The organism is Flavobacterium cheniae, assembly GCF_004363695.1.
Lineage (GTDB): Bacteria > Bacteroidota > Bacteroidia > Flavobacteriales > Flavobacteriaceae > Flavobacterium > Flavobacterium cheniae.
Genome location: NZ_SNZC01000005.1, coordinates 98,763 through 118,636, shown reverse-complemented (window position 1 = coordinate 118,636; position 19,874 = coordinate 98,763). Strand labels below are relative to the sequence as shown.

Here is a 19,874-nt window from a genome sequence, read left to right as displayed (position 1 = left end):
TTTTTTGCAATTTGGTCTGGTTTTATTGCTTTTTGTCAGGTAGTTTTTCTTAAAATTTTAAGTAATAAACTACTTTTTTCAAGTTTAATTGCGATTAATTTAGATGAAATGCGTTTTTTATCGTTTAAAAGATGTTTTTTTTAACAAAAAATAAATACTTAATACTTATCTTTGTCAAGTAATATATTAAAAACCAGGATTATGAAAAGAATTATACTTTCCACTTTAGGCTTTTTGGGTTCGTTAACAGCATTCTCTCAAATGTATGTTAGCCCAAATAGTTACGTATTTGTTAACGATCAGTTCATGTACGTAAGACAAGATGTGAATTTACAAAATAATGGAAATTTCTTTCTTAGGAATAATTCACAATTATTACAAGGTACTGCTGGTGCTGGTGCCAATACAGGTGCTGGTAAACTTTCTGTTTTTCAGGAAGGTACGACGAATAATTTTCAATACAATTATTGGTGTTCTCCAGTAGGTAATGCTTCGGCTGCAGTTGGAAATGAAACTTTTGGTATTGCAATGTTGAATCGTCCAACAGGATTAACAACGAGCACGCCAGCAATCGTTTTACCAACCAGTAATCTTAATGGTACATCGAGCCCTTTAGCGATTTCTCCAAGATGGATTTACCGCTTCATAACTTCAAATGCATATGCGCAATGGACGTATGTAGGTGCTGGATCTACAATTAACGCAGGTGAAGGTTTTACCATGAAAGGGACTTCTGGTACAGATGCTACTGTTGCTCAAGCAATAGAGGGAGTTCAAAATAATTCTGGAAGCAGACAACGTTATGATTTTAGAGGAAAACCTAATGATGGAAATATGTCAATCCCTGTATCTGCAGGTAATTTTACGTTAGTTGGTAATCCCTATCCAAGTGCAATCGATTTAAATGCTTATTTATTACACCCATCAAATGCTGCGGTAATTAATGGTCAAGCTTATTTTTGGGAACAAGTAGTGGTTAATACGCATGTTTTAAACCAATACCAAGGAGGATACGGAATTTATAATCCAGGAACTGGAATTTATACTCCTGCTGCTTTTTGGACGTATGATAATCTTGGAAATCAAGGAGTACCTGCTGGAGCTGGTACAATTTTTCAAAGAAGATTCAGTCCAGTTGGACAAGGATTTATGGTAATGGGAACTGCTGCAGGTAGTGTTACTATGCAAAATGCATTTCGTGTTTTCGTAAAAGAAGGAGTAGTAAATCAGTCGCAATTTGCAAGAAATGCTGAAGTTGCTTCAGCCGATGTATATGATCCAAATTCTGAATTTTTTCCTGAAATACCTAACGTAGCAGGAACAGATTACACTCAAATTAGAAAAGGTACAGCTCCTTACATTAGAATTCATGCTATGTACAATAATGGTGGTGTTCGCCCAACAACTATTGCGTTTTTAGATACAGCTACAGATGGTTTTGATTATGGTGCTGACGGACGTTCGCCATCTGGTGAAACAGCAGAATTTTATTATGTATTAACTGATATGCCTCATGAATATGTAGCAACTGCGGTTCAATTTGATATTGATAAAAGAATACCTGTAGGTTTCAGATGTACTGCAAGCACAAACTTTAAACTTCAAGTGAAAGATGTGGTAGACTTTGATGATAACCAGCCGGTATACTTACACGACAAGCAAACAGGAATTTACTATGATATTAAGAATGGTATTTTTGATATGGTAATGCCAGCAGGTGATAATAGATCGCGTTATGAAATTACATTCAAAAACACTGATGTGGTGTTGGATAACCCAACTGATTTTGCTGATGCTTTTACTGTTTTTCAAAATAACGAAAACGGAATGTTAACCATTTATAATACTTTAAATAAAGATATCACAGCTTTAATGATGTATGATGTTACTGGAAAATTAGTAATGAATAAGACTAATTTAGGAAAAGCAGTTTCATATGAGTTTTCAACTTCAGCTTTAAGTGATGGTGTTTATGTTGTAAAAACAAAAACAAGAGACAATTTAGATGTAAGTAAAAAAGTAATTATTTCTAGAAAATAATAAACTCTATTATAGTATATTTGAAAGCAGCTTTAAAAGGCTGCTTTTTTTATGCAATCATCAAACCAAAAAATCAAAATCGCATTACCAAACGGCATCGAACTCTTTATAAAGAGAGAAGATAAATTGCATCCCATTATCTCGGGAAATAAATATAGAAAACTCAAATACAATATCGAAGAGGTAAAAAAAGCTAATCAAACTACTTTGTTGACTTTTGGCGGAGCTTTTTCAAACCATATTTTAGCGGTTGCTGGTGCTGGAGCTGAATCTGGTTTTAAAACGATTGGAGTAATACGAGGTGAAGAACTTGAAAGTAAAATAGGTGAAAATCCTACTTTAGCTAAAGCACAGGAATTAGGCATGCTGTTTTATTTTGTGAGCCGAACTGCTTATCGCGATAAAGAAGAACCTTCTTTTGTTTCACATTTGCATGAAAAGTATGGTAACTTCTATTTAGTTCCTGAAGGCGGCACTAATAATTTGGCAATAAAAGGCTGTGAAGAAATCCTAACGGATTCAGATATGGAATATTTCACACACATTACTTGTGCAGTAGGAACAGGTGGAACAATTTCAGGTTTGATTAATTCGTCAACTGAAAAACAGCAGATAATTGGATTTTCTTCGTTAAAAGGTGCTTTTTTGTCTGAGGTAATTCGTAATTTTGTATCGAAAACCAATTGGAGTATAAACGATAATTATCATTTTGGAGGTTATGGAAAAGTAACAGACGAATTGATTCAGTTTTTAAATTCGTTTTACAGTCAAACGGCTATTCCATTGGATCCTGTATACACGGGCAAGATGGTTTTTGGAGTTTTGGATTTAATTGAGAAAGGATATTTTCCAGAAAATTCAAAAATATTAATGATTCACACCGGTGGTTTACAAGGAATTAAAGGCATGAATTTTGCTTTACAAAGTAAGAATAAAGAAATAATACAGTTTTATGAAAATTAAATTTGCTCTATTTATTTTGGCTCTTTTTGTTGTAAGTTGTACTAGCACCAAACCTGTTGTTAGAACTACCACAAAGCCTAAAGTAACGACAAAATCTAAGCCAGTAACCCAAACAAAAACGACGACAAAAACAACTACAAAACCTGTTGTTGTAACTTCACCAACTAAATCGGAAACTACAGATTCTAAACCTAAAACCGATTCAGAAGTTAGTTTAGTGGCTACATCTAACGTAAAAACGTATGCCGAAGAAATTCAAATTTATGTAGATAATTTCAAAGAAATTGCTCAAAATAACATGCGAGCTCACGGAATTCCTGCAAGTATTACATTGGCGCAAGGTATTTTAGAATCGGGAGCAGGTAAAGGGAAATTAGCATTAAGTGCCAATAATCATTTCGGAATTAAATGTCATAAAGAATGGAACGGTGAAAGTGTAAAACACGATGACGATGCCGCGCAAGAATGTTTTAGAAAGTATGAACATCCATCTGAATCGTATCGCGATCATTCATTATTCTTAACCTCTAGACCGCGTTATTCTAATTTATTTAAGTTAGATAAAGGTGATTATGAATCTTGGGCAAAAGGATTAAAATCAGCAGGATATGCAACGGATGTAAAATATCCAGATAAATTAATTGGATTAATCGAACGTTTCGAATTATACAAATACGATAACGAAGTCCTAAGTCGCGATTTCAAACCTTCAAAAAAAGAAGTGATTCTAGCGCAAGGCGGCGATTATTATACCATTCAACAAGGTGATACTTTGTACTCTCTGTCAAAAAAATTCAATCTTAAGGTGGATGATTTAAAGAAATTAAACAATATGTCTGACAATGCCATTTCTATTGGGCAACAAATCAAAATAAAATAATGTTATATAAAAGAAGTAGCGAACTATTTGTAGAAGCTAACAAAGTAATTCCTGGTGGCGTAAATTCTCCAGTACGCGCATTTAAAGGAGTAGGAGGTACGCCTATTTTTGCGAAAGAAGCAAAAGGAGCTTATTTGTATGATGAAGATGGTAACCGATTAATTGATTATATCAATTCATGGGGACCGATGATATTAGGGCACGCTTATGAGCCGGTTGTTAATGCAGTTATAGAAAAAGCTAAAAAAGGAACTTCTTTTGGAATGCCAACAGAATTAGAAACTCAGATTGCTCAATTGGCAGTTTCTATGGTTCCAAATATCGATAAAATCCGTTTTGTAAATTCAGGTACAGAAGCTTGTATGAGTGCTATTCGATTAGCACGAGGATTTACAAAAAGAGATAAAATAATCAAGTTTTCGGGTTGCTATCACGGACATTCAGATTCGTTTTTAATTGCAGCAGGAAGTGGTTTGAGTACGTTTGGTGTGCCAAATTCTCCAGGTGTAACAGAAGGAACAGCAAAAGATACGTTGTTGGCAGCTTATAATGATATTGACAACGTAAAAGCATTATTTGAAGCTAATAAAAATGAGATAGCGGCTATTATTATAGAACCTGTTGCTGGTAACATGGGATGCATTCCGCCAGCACAAGGGTTTTTAGAAGCTTTGCGATTCGTTTGTTCTGAAAACGGAGCTTTGCTTATTTTTGATGAAGTAATGACTGGATTTCGCTTGGCAAAAGGTGGTGCGCAAGAATTATACGGAGTTCAAGCGGATATTGTTTGTTTTGGTAAAGTAATTGGTGGTGGATTACCTGTTGGTGCATTTGCAGCAAGAGAAGAAATTATGAATTACTTAGCGCCATTAGGACCAGTTTATCAAGCGGGAACATTATCTGGAAATCCGTTAGCTATGGCTGCTGGATTAGAAATGTTGAAAGCTTTGAATACTGATGCGGATATTTTTAAACGTTTAGATGAAAAAACAGCGTATTTAGAAAACGGAATCCGACAAGTATTAACAGAAGAAAATGTTATTTTCACTATTAACAGAGTAGGTTCGATGATTTCAGTTCATTTTGATGCTAATCCTGTTTATGATTTTGCAACGGCTAAAAACGGAGATAACGATACGTTTAAGAAGTTCTTCCACGGATTGTTAAACAGAGGAATTTATATTGCGCCTTCAGCTTATGAAACGTGGTTTATTACTGATGCGTTAACGTATGAAGATTTAGATTTTACTATTGCTAAAATTAAAGAAGTAGCAAAAGAGTTATAAACAAAAAGTCCCGATAAAATCGGGACTTTTTTTATTTGATTAAATTTTCGTAAAGTTTTTTATTACTCTTTAGCTTTTTTAACTGCTCTGGAGTAAGCGATCCATCTAATTTACTTTTCATAGTTTCATATACTGCATTTCGCTCATTGTCAGAAGTAGCTTTTGCTAACGCATCATGTTTGTAAACTAATAACATGTATAATCCGTTTTCTAATGAATTATCTAATGTAATTTCTGCTACAAGTTCATTTAATTCAGCTTTAGCTAAAGTTTTAGCGTCAGCTTCTTTTTTTTCTTGTGCAAATGTTACATTGCTAATAGCAAATAAGAATAGAGTTGAAAAGAATATCTTTTTCATAATTAATTTTAATGTTGTTTCGTCAAAACTATATTAAATTCAATAAAAATCAAAATTTTTCAATAAAATAATTATTTGGCACTACGTTTTTCAACTTTTTTTTCAATTCTCTCTTTTCTGTTTTCTTTTTTGTCTGCTTGCTTATCTTCCCATTTTGTGTATTGTTCTGGTTTCAGAATTTTTTTCATTTTGGCTTTCATTTCAATTTGATTGTCAAGCATCTCATTTTTCATCGCAAATTTTTCATCTGCTGTTGGTTTTTCACCTTTTTCTTTTTTGGCTTTCATTGCAGCAACTTTAGCCTCTCTTTTTTTGCTTTGTTCTGCTAAAATAGTTTTGATTTCTTTTTGCTGTTTTTCATCTAAATCTAATTCAAGAGTCATTCTTTTAACTTGAAGTTCAGTTTGTTGCTCTGGAGTTAGTTTTTCTCCTCTTGCTTTTCTGTCTTGTGCAAAGGTTAGTGTAGTAGCTACTAATGCAATTGCTAAAATTAATTTTTTCATCTTTCTATATTTTTTAATTGTTTGATGATAAGACAGAATCAATTTGAAAAGGTTTAATCATTGACAAAAAATTAGTAAAAACTGATTTTTATCAATTTCAATAGTAAAATCGTTTGTATATTTGTAAAGTGAAAAATTTAGTCATTTTAATCGCTTTTTTTATGCTGGCAAAGCCAGTTATTCCATTTTTGGAATACGTTATTAACTATGACTATATTGTAAAAGAGCTTTGTGAAAATAAGGATAAACCAGTACTTAAATGTAATGGAAAATGTCACTTAGCGAAACAATTAGCAAAATCTGCAGAGGAAGATAAACCCATTTCTTCCGACAAAAAGCAAAACGTAAAACAAGAAATTGAAACCATGTTTTGTCAAGAATTTAAAGCAGTTTCTTTTGCTGAAAATTTCGTTTTCACAAACAAAAAAATCAATTCTGATTATCAGAATTTGTATGCTTTGACTGCAATACAGTCCACTTTTCATCCACCCACCTTTTTAGTTTAATTTTTTATTGCAATCGTTTCTAATGCTAAGATTCGATTAGGATATCTATGTCCAAAATTATTTAAAGAAATCAATCTTTAAACACAAATAATATTAAATTTTAAACTAAAATAATTTTCAAAATGAAATTTCAATTAAAAAATATAGTAGCCATATTATTTATGGCTTTAACACTTATTTCATGTTCTGATAACGATGATTCTACTACTATTAATGAGTTAGATGGACTTACAAAATTTCAAGAAATGACAAATACTACACACACAATTGAGTTGTATTCTCACATCGGAGCTTTAGTTCAAGGTTATAACGAAGTTAAATTAAGAATTAAGGATAATGTAACAAATCAATACATTAAAAATGCAACAGTATCTTGGATGCCTGTTATGCACATGGCAATGATGAACCATTCGTGTCCAAATTCTGAGGTAGAAAAAATTACATCAGAAGGAACATTATATGAAGGTTATATTATGTTTCAAATGGCTCAAAATGATACAGAATATTGGGATTTAAAAATAGATTATTCTATTGATGGAATAGATTACACAACAACTTCTGTTATTGATGTGCCAGCTTCAGCAAAAAGAACTGTTAATACTTTTATGGGAACAGATGGCGTAAAATATTTAGTTGCTTATGCTGAGCCTCATCACCCTTCTGTTGCGTTAAATGATATGGTTGTAGGAGTATGGAAAATGCAAGATATGATGACATTTCCAGTTGTAGATGGTTATACTTTAAAAATTGATCCAAGAATGCCAAGTATGGGTAATCATAGTTCGCCAAACAATGTTCATGCAACACAAACTACTGCAGGTGAATTGTATAATGGTAAATTGTCTTTAACCATGACAGGATATTGGAAAATTAATCTGCAATTAGCAAAACCTGATGGAACAATTGTAAAAGGTGAAGAAATTACCGACACCGTTACTTCAAGTAGTATCTTTTTTGAAATAGAGTTTTAGTAAAAAAATAAAAAGGTCAAATTCTGTTGTTTTTGACCTTTTTTAGATAAGATATGAAAAAAACAGTCTCAATTTTAGTGCTGTTATTTTCTGTATTTGTGTTGGCACAAAATCAAGAAAATGACTCGCTAAAAATCAAAGAACTTAAAGAAGTTATTTTGATAGGAAAAAAGGCCAATTTGTATGAAAAACAATCAAAATCTTTGGGTTCTATTGATGAATTTTTACAGCAATCTCTAAAAGTTGATATGATTAAACGCGGTGCCTACGCTTGGGAACCAATTATTAATAATATGCCATCAGAACGAACACTTGTAACCATTGATGGAATGCGAATTTTTGGTGCTTGTACCGATAAGATGGATCCAATAACTTCTTATGTTGAAGTTTCGAATTTAGAAGAAGCTACAATAGTATCTGGACAAGAAGGCGGATGTTTTGGTAACACTATTGGCGGTTCAATTGATTTAAAAAGAAATAAAAACACGTTTGGAGAAAAAAAGTGGGAATTTCATTTAAATTCAGGTTTTGAAACTAATAATAAACAAAAAATACTCGGCGCTTCGGTTAATTATCGTGATAGTTTGTTTTATGTAGATTCAGATGTTATGCTTCGTAATGCAGAAAACTATAAAGCAGGAAATGGCAATGAAGTATTGTTTTCTCAATTTAGTAAGGCAAACTTTTCAAGCACATTTGGATTTAGATTTAGCAATAATAAAAGCATAGAAACAGCTATAATTTATGATAAAGCTACTAATGTTGGTTATCCAGCTTTACCCATGGATGTTTCATTGGCAGAGGCTGCTATTGCTTCAATTAAATATGAGTATGTTCCATTAAATTCAAAAGTAAAAAATTGGGAAACCAAACTTTATTTCAACACCATTAAGCACAAAATGGATGATACAACTCGTCCAAATGTTCCCATTCATATGGATATGCCAGGCTGGAGCGAAACTTTTGGTTATTATTCAAAAGTAAATTTTTCAAAAGCAAAACATCATTTTTTGATTAATTTAAATTCATTTTATAACAAGTCGATAGCAGAAATGACAATGTATCCATCAGATCCAAATGAAAATTTGATGTTTATGTATACTTGGCCCGATGTTAGAACACTTTATAATGGTGTTTTTTTAGAAGATGAATTTGTTTTTAATTGTCATTCTAGTTTAAAAATTTTAACTTCTTTTGGAAGTCATATCAATCATGTGGCAAGTCAATTTGGGTTAGAAAGTATTCAAATTTTTTATCCTGAATTAAAAGCTGAAAAAAGTAGAATTTTAAAAAGCGTTGCTTCCAGATATAATCATGTGAAATTAGGTTTTGAGTATGGCTTTGGATTAGCTTATGGCGAAAGAGCGCCTTCGGTTTCAGAAGGCTATGGTTTTTATCTTTTTAATAGTTTTGATGGATATGATAATATTGGAAATCCAAATTTAAAAAATGAAAAAGCATTAGAAGGAAGTTTATCTATTGGGTTTAAAAATGATAAATTTAAGATAAACGCTTCGGCTTCATATTTTAAAATTTATGATTATATTATTGCTAAAACAGATGTTAGTTTAGTTCCAATGACGATAGGAGCAAATGGGGTAAGGATTTATACCGCATTAGATTATGCTACGCTTTTTAATACGGATATTTCTGCTGAAATATATTTGTCAAATTCTTTTAAATGGTTTTCTCAAGCCACTTTTGCAAAAGGAAAAGATAGTGAAAACAAAAACTTGCCGTTTATTAGTCCGCTAAGTTATATGTCTTCATTGCGATTTATTAAAAATCAATTTAATGCTGAAATTTCAGTATCTGGAAATGCTTCACAAATAAATTATAATAGTGAATTTGGTGAAGATAAAACTCCAAGTTATGCCATATTGAATGTTAGTAGTGGATACAAATTCAAATTAGGGACAAATAATTTTACAACTAGAATAGGTGGGGAAAATCTATTAGATACATATTATTCTACTTATGCTGATTGGAATAATATTCCAAGAGTGGGTAGAAATATCTTTATAAATTTGAATTATAGTTTATAATAAAAAAGGAACTCATTTGAGTTCCTTTTTTATTTATTTCCCTAAATATTCAGCAATTTTATTATCACCGTCAACTGTAATCTTCATTAAGCCATGTTTGCTAATACCTTTGCTGGCAGCGTCCCATTTTTTACCGCTTAACTCTGATTTTATTTTTAAATCACCAATCGAAATTCCTTCGTTAGCTTTTAAAATTTCAATAATGTGTTTTTCGTCTTCTGTTAATTCTGGTCCTTTTTTCTCAGGACGCATTTGTGGGAAGAACAATACTTCTTGAATCGATTGATTGTTCGTTAAGAACATAATCAGTCTGTCCATTCCAATTCCTAAACCAGAAGTTGGTGGCATTCCATATTCTAAAGCTCTTAAAAAGTCTTCATCAATGATTCCGTTAGCTTCGTCATCACCTTTTTCGGCTAAAGCCATTTGTGCTTCAAAACGCTCTCTTTGGTCAATTGGGTCGTTTAATTCTGAATAGGCGTTTGCAATTTCTTTTCCACAAACCATCAACTCGAAACGCTCTGTTAATTCAGGATTATCACGGTGAGATTTACACAATGGCGACATTTCTTTTGGATAATCGGTGATGAAAGTTGGTTGAATGAAGTTACCTTCGCATTTCTCACCAAAAATTTCATCAATTAATTTTCCTTTCCCCATGGTGTCATTCACTTCGATTCCCATAGATTTTGCAGCTTCGCGCAATTCATCTTCCGATTTTCCAGTAATGTCAAAATCTGTGAATTGTTTGATGGCATCGGTCATCGTTACTCTAGCGTAAGGAGCTTTGAAGTTTACTTTATGTTCGCCAAAAGTAGCTTCTGTTGTTCCGTTAACTTGAGTAGCACAATATTCTAAAAGATTTTCAGTCATTTCCATCATCCAGTTGTAGTCTTTGTAAGCTACATAAATTTCCATTGCAGTAAATTCTGGATTATGCGTTCTGTCCATTCCTTCGTTACGGAAGTTTTTTGAAAATTCGTAAACACCGTCAAATCCACCAACGATTAATCTTTTTAGATATAATTCGTTAGCAATTCGCATATATAATGGAATATCTAAACTATTATGATGTGTAATAAAAGGACGTGCTGCCGCTCCACCTGGAATCGATTGTAAAACTGGAGTTTCCACTTCCATATAACCTGCTTCGTTGAAAAACGTTCGCATAGCCGTGAACAATTTTGTTCTCTTCATGAAAACTTCTTTCACTTGTGGATTTACCACTAAATCTACGTAACGCATACGGTAACGTAATTCTGGGTCAGTAAACGCATCAAAAACGTGACCTTCTTCGTCAGTTTTTGGTAACGGAAGCGGTTTTAAAGTTTTGCTCAACATTTTAAAATCATCCACACGAACGCACATAGCGCCAACTTTCGTCATGAATAATTCTCCTTCAATTCCAACAAAATCACCTAAATCGGTTAATTTTTTGAAAACTTGATTGTAAAGCGTTTTGTCTTCACCTTCGCAAAGCACATCGCGATTAAAATACAACTGAATTCTTCCTTCGCTATCTTGTAATTCAGCAAACGAAGCTTTTCCTTGATCACGAACACTCATCAAACGTCCAGCCAAAATAACCTTCTTACCTTCTTCAAAATTTTCCTTCACCTGCTTTGAAGTGTGATTCACCGGAAATAAATCCGCTGGATAAGGGTTAATTCCAAGTTCGCGTAAAGCGTTTAGTTTGTCTCTTCTAATGATTTCTTGTTCCGAAAGTTGCATAGTATTGTATTTAAGCGTGCAAAGATAGGTATAATTTAAAAATGTACCAATTTGAAAATTTGAAAATTCTACAGAGGTTTTGGAGCGAATGGCTTGGTTTTTTTTGGTTATCATTTTCCTGCCATCCGTTTTATCTTTTTTTATATGTTGCCTGAGGTTCTCGATGGCAACATATAAAAAAAGGATGTCACTCCTGTCAGGGCTAATTAGCAAACTATTTGTATCTTTGCATCACTTTTCAAAACACAATTTCGTTTACCATGAATAAAAAAGTCCAACTTCAAGATTTAGGAAATAAAGATTATAAAGACACTTGGGATTATCAAGAAGAATTATTCAAAGAAATTGTGGACATCAAAGTTCAAAATAGGAGAGAGGAAACTTCAATTGCTACACCAAATTATTTTTTATATGTAGAACATCCACATGTTTATACTTTAGGAAAAAGCGGCGATGTTTCAAATTTATTACTTTCTGAAAAACAGTTGGAAGCAAAAGGAGCCACTTTTTACAAAATAAATAGAGGAGGTGATATCACCTACCACGGACCTGGACAAATTGTAGGTTATCCTATTTTAGATTTAGAAAATTTTTTTACTGATATTCATAAATACTTACGCTTTTTAGAAGAGGCTATCATTCTAACTCTAGCAGAATATGGTTTACATGGAACTCGTAGCGAAGGCGAAACCGGAGTTTGGTTTGATGTAGGAACACCATTTGCTAGAAAAATTTGCGCTATGGGCGTTAGAGCTTCACGTTGGGTAACCATGCACGGTTTTGCATTAAATGTAAATGCCGATTTAGGATATTTCGATAATATCATTCCGTGTGGCATAAAAGGAAAAGCCGTTACATCAATGCATGCCGAATTAGGAAAAGAAATAAACGAACAAGAAGTAAAAGAAAAAATTTTAAAACATTTTCAAAATTTGTTTGAAGCAGAGATTGTTTAAAATTCCAAAGTCAATTGTTCAGGCAATAATTTAAAACTCATTCGGTGATATTTGCAAGGGCCGTATTTTTTAATGGCTTCTCTGTGGTCTTTTGTTGGGTAGCCTTTATTTTTATTCCAATTGTACATTGGAAATTCTTCATGGATTTTATCCATGTATTCGTCTCGGTAAGTTTTTGCTAAAACGGATGCTGCTGCAATACTTAAATATTTACTATCACCTTTAATAATACTTGTAGAAGGAATTAATTTTAAAATTTCAATTTCCTCTGTAGTAAAAATCTTTCCTTTTTTTTGTTTCATACCTAATTTTCCATTTAAAGGACGATTTCCATCTACAATTATATACTCAGGAGTTGGATTTAGCTGCAAAATACACTCTTGCATAGCTTTCATTGAAGCATTTAAGATGTTTATTTCGTCAATTTCATTTGGAAAAATATGGGTAACTGCAAAACTAATTGCTGTTTCTTCAATGACTGGCTTTAATTTTTCTCTGTTTTTTTCGGAAAGTTGTTTAGAGTCATTTAATAGATTGTTTTCAAATGCTGTAGGTAATAATACAGCTGCTGCGGTTACTGGGCCAGCCAAGCATCCTCTTCCAGCTTCGTCAGTTCCGCATTCTAATATTAAATTACTGTAACTTTTACTTAACATGCTTTTTTTTGACAAAAATATAATTTTATAAGCAACCTTTTTGCGATATTTTCATCTTTAGTATGAGAAATCTCCGTAAAATGTTTTTTTAAATTTAAAACTTTAACAAAAATAAATTAGTAATATTCCGAAGTATTATTTGTTTATTTAAGAAATAATTAAGAAGTTTGCGGAATAACTAACTCAAATAAATTTAATATGAGATCGAAGTTCAAATGGATTTTTACGCTTTTAGTAGCGTTTACAATGCAGTTTTCGTTCGCGCAAGAGAAAACTGTTACGGGTGTGGTTTCTGATGAACTAGGCCCAATTGCAGGTGCTAACGTGGTTGTTGAAGGAACAACTCGTGGTACTACTACTGACTTTGATGGTAACTATACTATCAAGGCTAAACAAGGTGAAGTTTTAGTAATTACTTACACAGGTAAGAAAGCTGCTAAAATTTCTGTAACTGCTGCAAGTACTTACAATGTGTCATTAAAAGATGATGTTGTTGAAGGTAAAGATGTAGTTATTCAAGGTTATAGAACAGTAACTAAGCAATCTGCTGTTACTTCTGTAGCTAAAGTTGATAGTAAAACTATTGAAAACAGACCAAATGCCAATGTTATGAATACATTACAAGGTCAGTTAGCAGGGGTTAATATTACAGCTTCAACTGGTCAGCCAGGTGCTAAATCTAGTGTTATTATTAGAGGTATTGGGTCTTTCTCTGCAAATGGGGATCCTTTATATGTTATTGATGGTTTTCCATCTAACAGTGATAACTTTAGATCTATTAACCCTAATGACATTGAATCAGTACAGGTGTTAAAAGATGCTGCTGCAGTTTCTGAGTATGGTTCAAGAGGTACGAATGGTGTTATTGTAATTAAAACTAAAACAGGAACTTTTGGAGAGTCTAAGACTACTTTTAGATATTCTTCTCAGTATGGTTTAACTGAATTACAAACTCCAAAATATAATTTCATAAGTGCTAGAGGTTTATTGGCACTTGAGAAAGAATATGGAACAGGTTTAGGTGTGTCTTTGTCTGATGCTGATATTGCAGCTTATGATGTTGATACAGACTGGGTTGATTATTTCTTCAGAACTGGTCAGTCTTCAAGTCATAACTTAAGTGTAGAGAATAATGGAAAAAACATTAACTCATTTACATCTGTTAGTTATTTTGATCAAGAAGGTACTTTAAAAACTACAGGTTTAAAAAGATTTACAGTACGTAATAACTTAAACGGTAAATCAAACAATGGTAAGTTTACTTACTATATGAATATTGGTGTAGGTTTTTCTAAAAACAATGAAGATCCAAGTATTGGTACAACTGGTGTAAACCGTAACTATATCTTGGGTGCTTATTTAGGAGCTCCTTACTTAGATCCAAATCGTTACCAAGGTTCAACTTGGACTTTCGATGAGTATAACAATACTCCAGGATTATTAGCTACTCCATATATGTTGATGGATAAGTTGTTTCAATATAGAAATTTAGTTGAAGAAACTAGATTAAATGTTGCTACTCAGGCTGCTTATAAAATTACGAATGATTTAACTGCAAGAATTAGAACTTCAGCTGAAAATTTAACAACTTTTAGAAATCAAGTTGAATATCCTAACTCATTTAATGCTCTTTTATTCTCTAACACTCCTGGTGTAGCGAGTTTTGATGGTGGTGCTTTTAATGGTTTTGAAGATATCAACAATAGAAGAGAGTTTATTTTTAATAATTTATATCAATTAGATTATACAAAACAATTTGGTAATCATAAAATTGGTTTAAACGGAAGTGCTGAATATAACTTTCAAACTTTTCAAGCTGATAACCAAAGACAAAGAGGTTTAAATCCTCAAACGTTTGTTCCTAATACTGGAGCTGGATATATTGCTGATTTAGGTACTAATGACTGGTATGTTGCTCAGGCTTCTGCAGGAAGATCAAGAGTTGATTATATTTCTTATTTTGGATCATTTGATTACGATTATAAAGAAAAATATGGTTTAGTTGCTTCTGTTAGATCTGATAGAACTAGTTATTTCGCTGCTGATAATCAATCTGAAAGATTTTGGTCTTTAGGTGGTAGATGGAATATCGACAAAGAGTCTTTCATGGATGGTGCATCTTTCGTAGATGTGTTGAAATTAAGAGGGTCAATTGGTACTGTAGGTAATGCTCGTATCGTTGATGGTACTGTGTATGCTCCAATTGTTCCTGTAAGATATTTAGATATTTATCAACCAACTAACAACACTTACAATGGTGGTTTAGGATACGGTATTAACTTTGGTTTCCCTTCATTAAAATGGGAGTATACTAAACAGTGGAATGCTGGTATCGATTTTGAATTATTCAAAGGTCGTTTAAGAGGTACTTACGATTACTACAACAGAGAAACATTAGATATGTATTTAGGTCAACCAGTAACAAATACTTCTGGTACAGGATCTTTAAATGTTAACTCTGATGCAAGTTTAAGAAACTTTGGTCATGAAATTCAATTAGCTTATGATTTAATTAAAAATGATGCTAATGAAATGAAGTTGACTATTAGAGCTAATGCTGCTCACAATACTAACGAAGTTAGTGGTATTGTAACAAATAATGGTAGAATCCAACATGGTACAGTTAACGTTTCTGACAATGGTGGTATGTACTATGAGTACTACACAATTCCTTATGTAGGTGTTAACGAGGCAAATGGTGAATTATTGTTCTTAGATATCAACGGTAACGTAACTGAAACTGTAACTGCTGCAGATCAAAGAAAAACAGGTAAAAGTTTCCAGCCTAAATGGCAAGGTGGTTTTGGACTTGATTTTGACTACAAAGGTTTCTTCGCTGCAACAACTTTCACTTTTGTGACTGATGTGTGGAGATTTGACACTGATTACGAGTCTTTAATGGATCCAACAAACTTAGGACAGTTTACTGTTGCTTCTGAGTTGGCTACTGCTTGGACACCAACAAATACTACTACTGACGTACCTTCGTTATCAGCAGCTAATTTAGGTTCAGATGATTTATCTGATAGATTCTTAAGAGATGCTTCTTACGTTCGTTTAAGAAACTTACAAATTGGTTACAAAGTACCTAAGAGATTCTTAGAGAAAACTTTTATTACTGATTTATCGTTTAACTTACAAGGTGAAAATTTAGTTAATTTTACTAAATGGAAAGGGTATGATCCAGAAAGTCCAAGACTTGAAGATTTATATCAATATCCAACACCAAGAATCTATACTTTTGGTTTAGATATTAAATTTTAAAAAATTTTTACTATGAAAAAATATTTAAGTTATTTATTAGTTGCAAGTACTATTTTTATAGTATCTTGTGATGAGGATTTGACCGAGACTTTTGCTCCTGGGCAATTAACTGAAGAGGTTGCTATTGTAACATCTACAGATATGCAAAGGTTGTTGAACTCGGGTTACAACTTGTTAACAGATAGAACAGCTCCAGTATTTACATCTGTATTTACTGATGAGGCAACTAAAGGTTTTAACAACGGTGGTCAAGGGGTTTCAGCTGAAATTGTTTTCAATATTTTCCCTTCTTCTGCTGCTCCTACAGCTATTTGGCAATCAAATTATTTTGCTTTAGCTAGAATCAACCGTGTAATTGATCGTTCTAATTCTATTGTAGCTGCAAGTCCAGCTGATCAAGAATTTATCAATCGTTTAAGAGCTGAGGCTTTAATTTTAAGAGCTTATGCTCATTTAAACATTCTTGCTTACTTCTCTCCAGACACGAAAGATAATGCTGCTTTGGCAGGTATTTTAGCTGATAGAGTTATTGGAGCTGATGAAGCGCCTTTAAGAACTACAAATCAAGCTTTTTATACTTTAATTCATTCTGACTTAGATACAGCGTTATCTATTTTAGCTACGAATACTGCTCCAGCTCCAGCTGTTTTCCAAGCAAACAGAAATTTTGCTAAAGGATTAAAAGCTCGTGCTTATGCTTATAAAGGAGATTATCCTAATGCAGAAATTTGGGCTGATGATGTAATTGCTACTTCAGGTGTTAGTTTAGCTACTCCAGCTCAGTACAGACAAGTTTTCTGGACTGATAATGAGCCAGCTAATGTTGAAGTTATTTTTGATTTAAAACGTACAGCTCAACAAAATGCGCAAGGTACTAACTTACACAATGGATGGTGTTCAATTCGTCCTTCAGTAGGTGGTTCACCATTCTATGAAGTTGGTAGATCATTATTCAATATCTTAGATGCTACTCCTTCAGACGTAAGAAGAGGTGTAATTGTTGCTCCGTCTTCAATTATTTCTGCTGATTACCAAAATGAAGCTGATTATTTAGGATCTGATCGTTTAGTTTTACACAAACATGGTGGTGTTGCTACAGGTAGTGCAACTGCTGCTACTTCTGCTACAAATGCTTTCAATAATGATCATAAAATTATGAGAATTTCTGAAATGTATTTAATCAAAGCTGAGTGTAGAGCTGCTGCAAATGATTTTGCTGGTGCTGCAACTGCTATTGATGCTATTAGAGATGCTCGTTTTGGTTCAGACCAAGCAGCTCCTGTTTATGGTAATGTTACTGCGGCATGGAAAGGTGTTTTAGACGAAAGACGTTTAGAGCTTGCTTTTGAAGGTCACAGATTTATTGACATCAAACGTTTAGGAGTTTTAGCTGGAATTACTGGTTTAGATAGAGATCCTATGGACTATAATGGTTTAAATATTCCTGGTGGAGATCCAGTTAATTTACCATTGAATAGTTACAAATGGGCTTTACCTATACCACAATCAGAAATCAATGCTAATGGTGCTATCCAACAAAATGCTGGTTACTAATATTTAGTATATCAAATATTTAAAAGGGCTACTTTTGTAGCCCTTTTTTTATTCCCTATTTTCTCATTACATTTGTCATTATTTTATGCAAATGAAAAATTTATTTCTTCTATTTCTATTCGTTACTTTTTCTGTTGTTGCTCAAAAAAACACAAAAAATGTTATTGATCAAGACACTTCAAAAGTTGTCAAAGCCCCTATAGATCTATATAAAATCTACACCCTACATAAAGACACCACTTATGTAGATACTTCGCTTACCATTCAAAGTGAATACAAATACAATTTATTACGTAAAGATATTTTCGGATTGATGCCTTTTGCAAATGAAGGACATACTTATAATTCCTTAGATTTTGGGTTGTACACCAAAAGTGCTGCTCCAAATTTTGGCTTCAAAGCCAAACATTTTAATTATTTAGAGGTCGATGATATAAATTATTATTCGGTGCCAACTCCTTTGACCGATTTGTATTTTAAGACGGTTATGGAACAAGGGCAAGCTTTAGATGCTTTTTTAACCGTTAATACGAAGCCAAATCTGAATTTTTCTATCGCTTATCGCGGACTTCGTTCTTTAGGAAAATATGTGAATAATTTAACAAGTTCAGGTAATTTTAGATTTACTACTAGTTATTTTACTAATGATAAACGTTATATTCTAAATGCTCACTTTACGGGTCAAGATATATCCAATCAGGAAAATGGTGGAATTGTAAATGCTGAAGAATTCGAAACTAGTGAAGATCCATTTAATGAAAGAGAAAGAATAGAAGTTTATTTTACCAATGCTACATCACTTTTAAAGGGAAATCGTTTTTTTATTGATCAATCTTTTAAGTTGAATAAAACAAATCCCAATAGTTTAGTTTTTACACATCAATTCAATCAAGAATATAAGTTTTTCCAATTCACACAGCCTACTATTAGCGAAAGATTTGGTGATACTTATACAAATAACATTAGTACTAAAACTCGATACAATCATTTATACAATAAATTTGGAGTAGCCTATAAAACTAAATCTTATGGTGATTTGGAATTTTTTATAGACGATAACAATTACAACTATTACTATAATAGTGTTGTTTATGACGCTCTTGGAAATATAACGGTTCCAAATGCTGTTTCAGATAGAATTAACATGGTGGGTGGTAACTATTCCTATCTAATTAATAATGTTAATGTAAGATTACATGCTTCACAATCAATTTCAGATCAATCAATTTCAAATATTGAAGCTACTGCAAACTATAAAGTGAATGAGGATTATAATTTTCAATTCAAATATCAAAAATTAAATAGTTTACCTAATTTGAATTTCACATTGTACCAAAGCGGTTATGTGGATTACAATTGGTTTAATAATTTTAAAAACGAAAAGCTGAACCAATTTGAATTTTCAGCTCAAACTAAATGGTTAAACGTTTCTGCAACATACAAAGTTATTAATGATCACTTGTTTTTTGATAATCAAACAAATGATATAACAGAGTTAATGGTAAAGCCAGTACAATACGATAAAACCATTAATTATCTTTCTGTAAAAGCAAACAAAGAAATCAAGTTTTGGAAATTAGCTTTAGATAACACCATTTTGTATCAATCCGTTGATCAATCAGATAATGTTGTTAACGTACCTCAAATTGTAACCCGAAATACTTTATATTTTACGGATTTTGTGTTCAAAAAAGCAATGCTTTTACAAACAGGAGTAACTTTTCAATACTTTTCTAAGTACTACGCCAACGATTATAATCCTCTACTTGGAGAGTTTTACGTCCAAAATGAAACTAAAATTGGGGGCTTTCCTATGTTTGATTTCTTCGTAAATGCAAGAGTAAAACAAACCCGAATCTTCTTAAAAGCGGAACATTTCAACTCTGCTTGGACGGGTTATGATTTTTATTCAGCGCCAAATTATCCGTATCGTGATTTTATGGTTCGTTTTGGTTTAGTTTGGAATTTCTTTAAATAGAAACGATTGGCTTGGGCATTTTTGCAAACCGTGTTCCTGCTGTTCGCTACAATCTGTCATTGCGAGCTTGCGAAGCAATCTCACAATAACAGGATTTTCACTTTCATCAGGGTTAGATAGCCAATCATTTTCATTTTTGTATTCGTAATATTCACACTATCTTTGCAAAAATTAATATCAGAC

The 19,874-nt window shown here is 32.6% G+C and carries 15 protein-coding genes; 11 read left to right on the top strand and 4 right to left on the bottom strand.

Annotation, left to right across the window (positions count from 1 at the left end; translation table 11 throughout):
• Window positions 1–201 precede the first annotated feature (201 nt).
• Genes C8D80_RS11890 through hemL form a run of 4 tightly spaced genes read left to right on the top strand, consistent with a single transcriptional unit; the run spans window position 202 to window position 5,169 of the window.
• The gene (locus C8D80_RS11890; RefSeq protein WP_133610679.1) at window positions 202–2,040 is read left to right on the top strand and encodes a T9SS sorting signal type C domain-containing protein; all 1,839 of its coding nucleotides are present in this window, start codon (window positions 202–204) and stop codon (window positions 2,038–2,040) included.
• Window positions 2,041–2,091: 51 nt separating this feature from the next.
• Window positions 2,092–3,003 carry a 1-aminocyclopropane-1-carboxylate deaminase/D-cysteine desulfhydrase gene (locus C8D80_RS11885; RefSeq protein WP_133610677.1) on the top strand — a complete coding sequence of 304 codons (912 nt, stop codon included), beginning with the start codon at window positions 2,092–2,094 and terminating at the stop codon, window positions 3,001–3,003.
• Window positions 2,993–3,883, top strand: coding sequence for a glucosaminidase domain-containing protein (locus tag C8D80_RS11880; RefSeq protein ID WP_133610675.1), 891 nt, complete (start codon window positions 2,993–2,995; stop codon window positions 3,881–3,883). Before C8D80_RS11885 ends, C8D80_RS11880 begins: the two co-directional genes overlap by 11 nt.
• The gene (gene hemL / locus C8D80_RS11875; RefSeq protein ID WP_133610673.1) at window positions 3,883–5,169 is read left to right on the top strand and encodes a glutamate-1-semialdehyde 2,1-aminomutase; all 1,287 of its coding nucleotides are present in this window, start codon (window positions 3,883–3,885) and stop codon (window positions 5,167–5,169) included. The genes C8D80_RS11880 and hemL overlap by 1 nt, the downstream gene beginning before the upstream one ends.
• A gap of 31 nt (window positions 5,170–5,200) precedes the next feature.
• On the opposite strand, the gene C8D80_RS11870 is transcribed toward hemL, so the two are convergent.
• Both C8D80_RS11870 and C8D80_RS11865 read right to left on the bottom strand, forming a co-directional pair.
• Window positions 5,201–5,527: a hypothetical protein gene (locus C8D80_RS11870; RefSeq protein ID WP_133610671.1), complete on the bottom strand. Its 327-nt coding sequence runs from the start codon at window positions 5,525–5,527 to the stop codon at window positions 5,201–5,203.
• Window positions 5,528–5,598: 71 nt separating this feature from the next.
• Window positions 5,599–6,030: a hypothetical protein gene (locus C8D80_RS11865; protein ID WP_133610669.1), complete on the bottom strand. Its 432-nt coding sequence runs from the start codon at window positions 6,028–6,030 to the stop codon at window positions 5,599–5,601.
• Between the two features lie 128 nt (window positions 6,031–6,158).
• Between C8D80_RS11865 and C8D80_RS11860 the strand changes: the two genes are divergently transcribed.
• From C8D80_RS11860 to C8D80_RS11850, 3 genes are all read left to right on the top strand, one after another.
• Entirely contained in the window at window positions 6,159–6,536 is a 378-nt protein-coding gene (locus tag C8D80_RS11860; protein ID WP_242004834.1) for a hypothetical protein, read from the top strand.
• Between the two features lie 122 nt (window positions 6,537–6,658).
• On the top strand, window positions 6,659–7,507 hold the full coding sequence (locus C8D80_RS11855) for a hypothetical protein (RefSeq protein WP_133610667.1): 849 nt from the start codon (window positions 6,659–6,661) through the stop codon (window positions 7,505–7,507).
• Between the two features lie 53 nt (window positions 7,508–7,560).
• The gene (locus C8D80_RS11850; RefSeq protein ID WP_133610665.1) at window positions 7,561–9,552 is read left to right on the top strand and encodes a TonB-dependent receptor plug domain-containing protein; all 1,992 of its coding nucleotides are present in this window, start codon (window positions 7,561–7,563) and stop codon (window positions 9,550–9,552) included.
• A 33-nt stretch (window positions 9,553–9,585) separates the two neighbouring features.
• Here C8D80_RS11850 and lysS read toward each other — a convergent pair whose 3' ends face one another.
• Window positions 9,586–11,283, bottom strand: a complete 1,698-nt coding sequence (gene lysS / locus C8D80_RS11845) for a lysine--tRNA ligase (RefSeq protein ID WP_133610701.1) — start codon at window positions 11,281–11,283, stop codon at window positions 9,586–9,588.
• 260 nt (window positions 11,284–11,543) lie between these two features.
• Here lysS and lipB point away from each other — a divergent pair, with 260 nt between their 5' ends.
• Window positions 11,544–12,239 carry a lipoyl(octanoyl) transferase LipB gene (gene lipB, locus C8D80_RS11840; RefSeq protein ID WP_133610663.1) on the top strand — a complete coding sequence of 232 codons (696 nt, stop codon included), beginning with the start codon at window positions 11,544–11,546 and terminating at the stop codon, window positions 12,237–12,239.
• Here the strand turns inward: lipB and C8D80_RS11835 are convergent.
• A complete protein-coding gene (locus C8D80_RS11835) occupies window positions 12,236–12,895 on the bottom strand; it encodes a ribonuclease HII (protein ID WP_133610661.1) in 660 nt (219 codons plus the stop codon). The genes lipB and C8D80_RS11835 overlap by 4 nt on opposite strands.
• A 198-nt stretch (window positions 12,896–13,093) precedes the next feature.
• Between C8D80_RS11835 and C8D80_RS11830 the strand changes: the two genes are divergently transcribed.
• From C8D80_RS11830 to C8D80_RS11820, 3 genes are all read left to right on the top strand, one after another.
• Window positions 13,094–16,159, top strand: a complete 3,066-nt coding sequence (locus tag C8D80_RS11830; RefSeq protein ID WP_133610659.1) for a SusC/RagA family TonB-linked outer membrane protein — start codon at window positions 13,094–13,096, stop codon at window positions 16,157–16,159.
• 12 nt (window positions 16,160–16,171) lie between these two features.
• A complete protein-coding gene (locus C8D80_RS11825) occupies window positions 16,172–17,713 on the top strand; it encodes a RagB/SusD family nutrient uptake outer membrane protein (RefSeq protein ID WP_133610657.1) in 1,542 nt (513 codons plus the stop codon).
• A 91-nt stretch (window positions 17,714–17,804) separates the two neighbouring features.
• Window positions 17,805–19,691: a putative porin gene (locus C8D80_RS11820; protein ID WP_133610655.1), complete on the top strand. Its 1,887-nt coding sequence runs from the start codon at window positions 17,805–17,807 to the stop codon at window positions 19,689–19,691.
• Window positions 19,692–19,874 lie beyond the last annotated feature (183 nt).

Coding starts and splice junctions, on each gene's coding strand:
- C8D80_RS11835 (WP_133610661.1), bottom strand. CDS start 12,895: ATGTTAAGTAAAAGTTACAGTAATTTAATATTAGAATGCGGAACTGAC.
- C8D80_RS11855 (WP_133610667.1), top strand. CDS start 6,659: ATGAAATTTCAATTAAAAAATATAGTAGCCATATTATTTATGGCTTTA.
- C8D80_RS11825 (WP_133610657.1), top strand. CDS start 16,172: ATGAAAAAATATTTAAGTTATTTATTAGTTGCAAGTACTATTTTTATA.
- lipB (WP_133610663.1), top strand. CDS start 11,544: ATGAATAAAAAAGTCCAACTTCAAGATTTAGGAAATAAAGATTATAAA.
- C8D80_RS11830 (WP_133610659.1), top strand. CDS start 13,094: ATGAGATCGAAGTTCAAATGGATTTTTACGCTTTTAGTAGCGTTTACA.
- hemL (WP_133610673.1), top strand. CDS start 3,883: ATGTTATATAAAAGAAGTAGCGAACTATTTGTAGAAGCTAACAAAGTA.
- C8D80_RS11850 (WP_133610665.1), top strand. CDS start 7,561: ATGAAAAAAACAGTCTCAATTTTAGTGCTGTTATTTTCTGTATTTGTG.
- C8D80_RS11890 (WP_133610679.1), top strand. CDS start 202: ATGAAAAGAATTATACTTTCCACTTTAGGCTTTTTGGGTTCGTTAACA.
- C8D80_RS11865 (WP_133610669.1), bottom strand. CDS start 6,030: ATGAAAAAATTAATTTTAGCAATTGCATTAGTAGCTACTACACTAACC.
- lysS (WP_133610701.1), bottom strand. CDS start 11,283: ATGCAACTTTCGGAACAAGAAATCATTAGAAGAGACAAACTAAACGCT.
- C8D80_RS11880 (WP_133610675.1), top strand. CDS start 2,993: ATGAAAATTAAATTTGCTCTATTTATTTTGGCTCTTTTTGTTGTAAGT.
- C8D80_RS11820 (WP_133610655.1), top strand. CDS start 17,805: ATGAAAAATTTATTTCTTCTATTTCTATTCGTTACTTTTTCTGTTGTT.
- C8D80_RS11870 (WP_133610671.1), bottom strand. CDS start 5,527: ATGAAAAAGATATTCTTTTCAACTCTATTCTTATTTGCTATTAGCAAT.
- C8D80_RS11885 (WP_133610677.1), top strand. CDS start 2,092: ATGCAATCATCAAACCAAAAAATCAAAATCGCATTACCAAACGGCATC.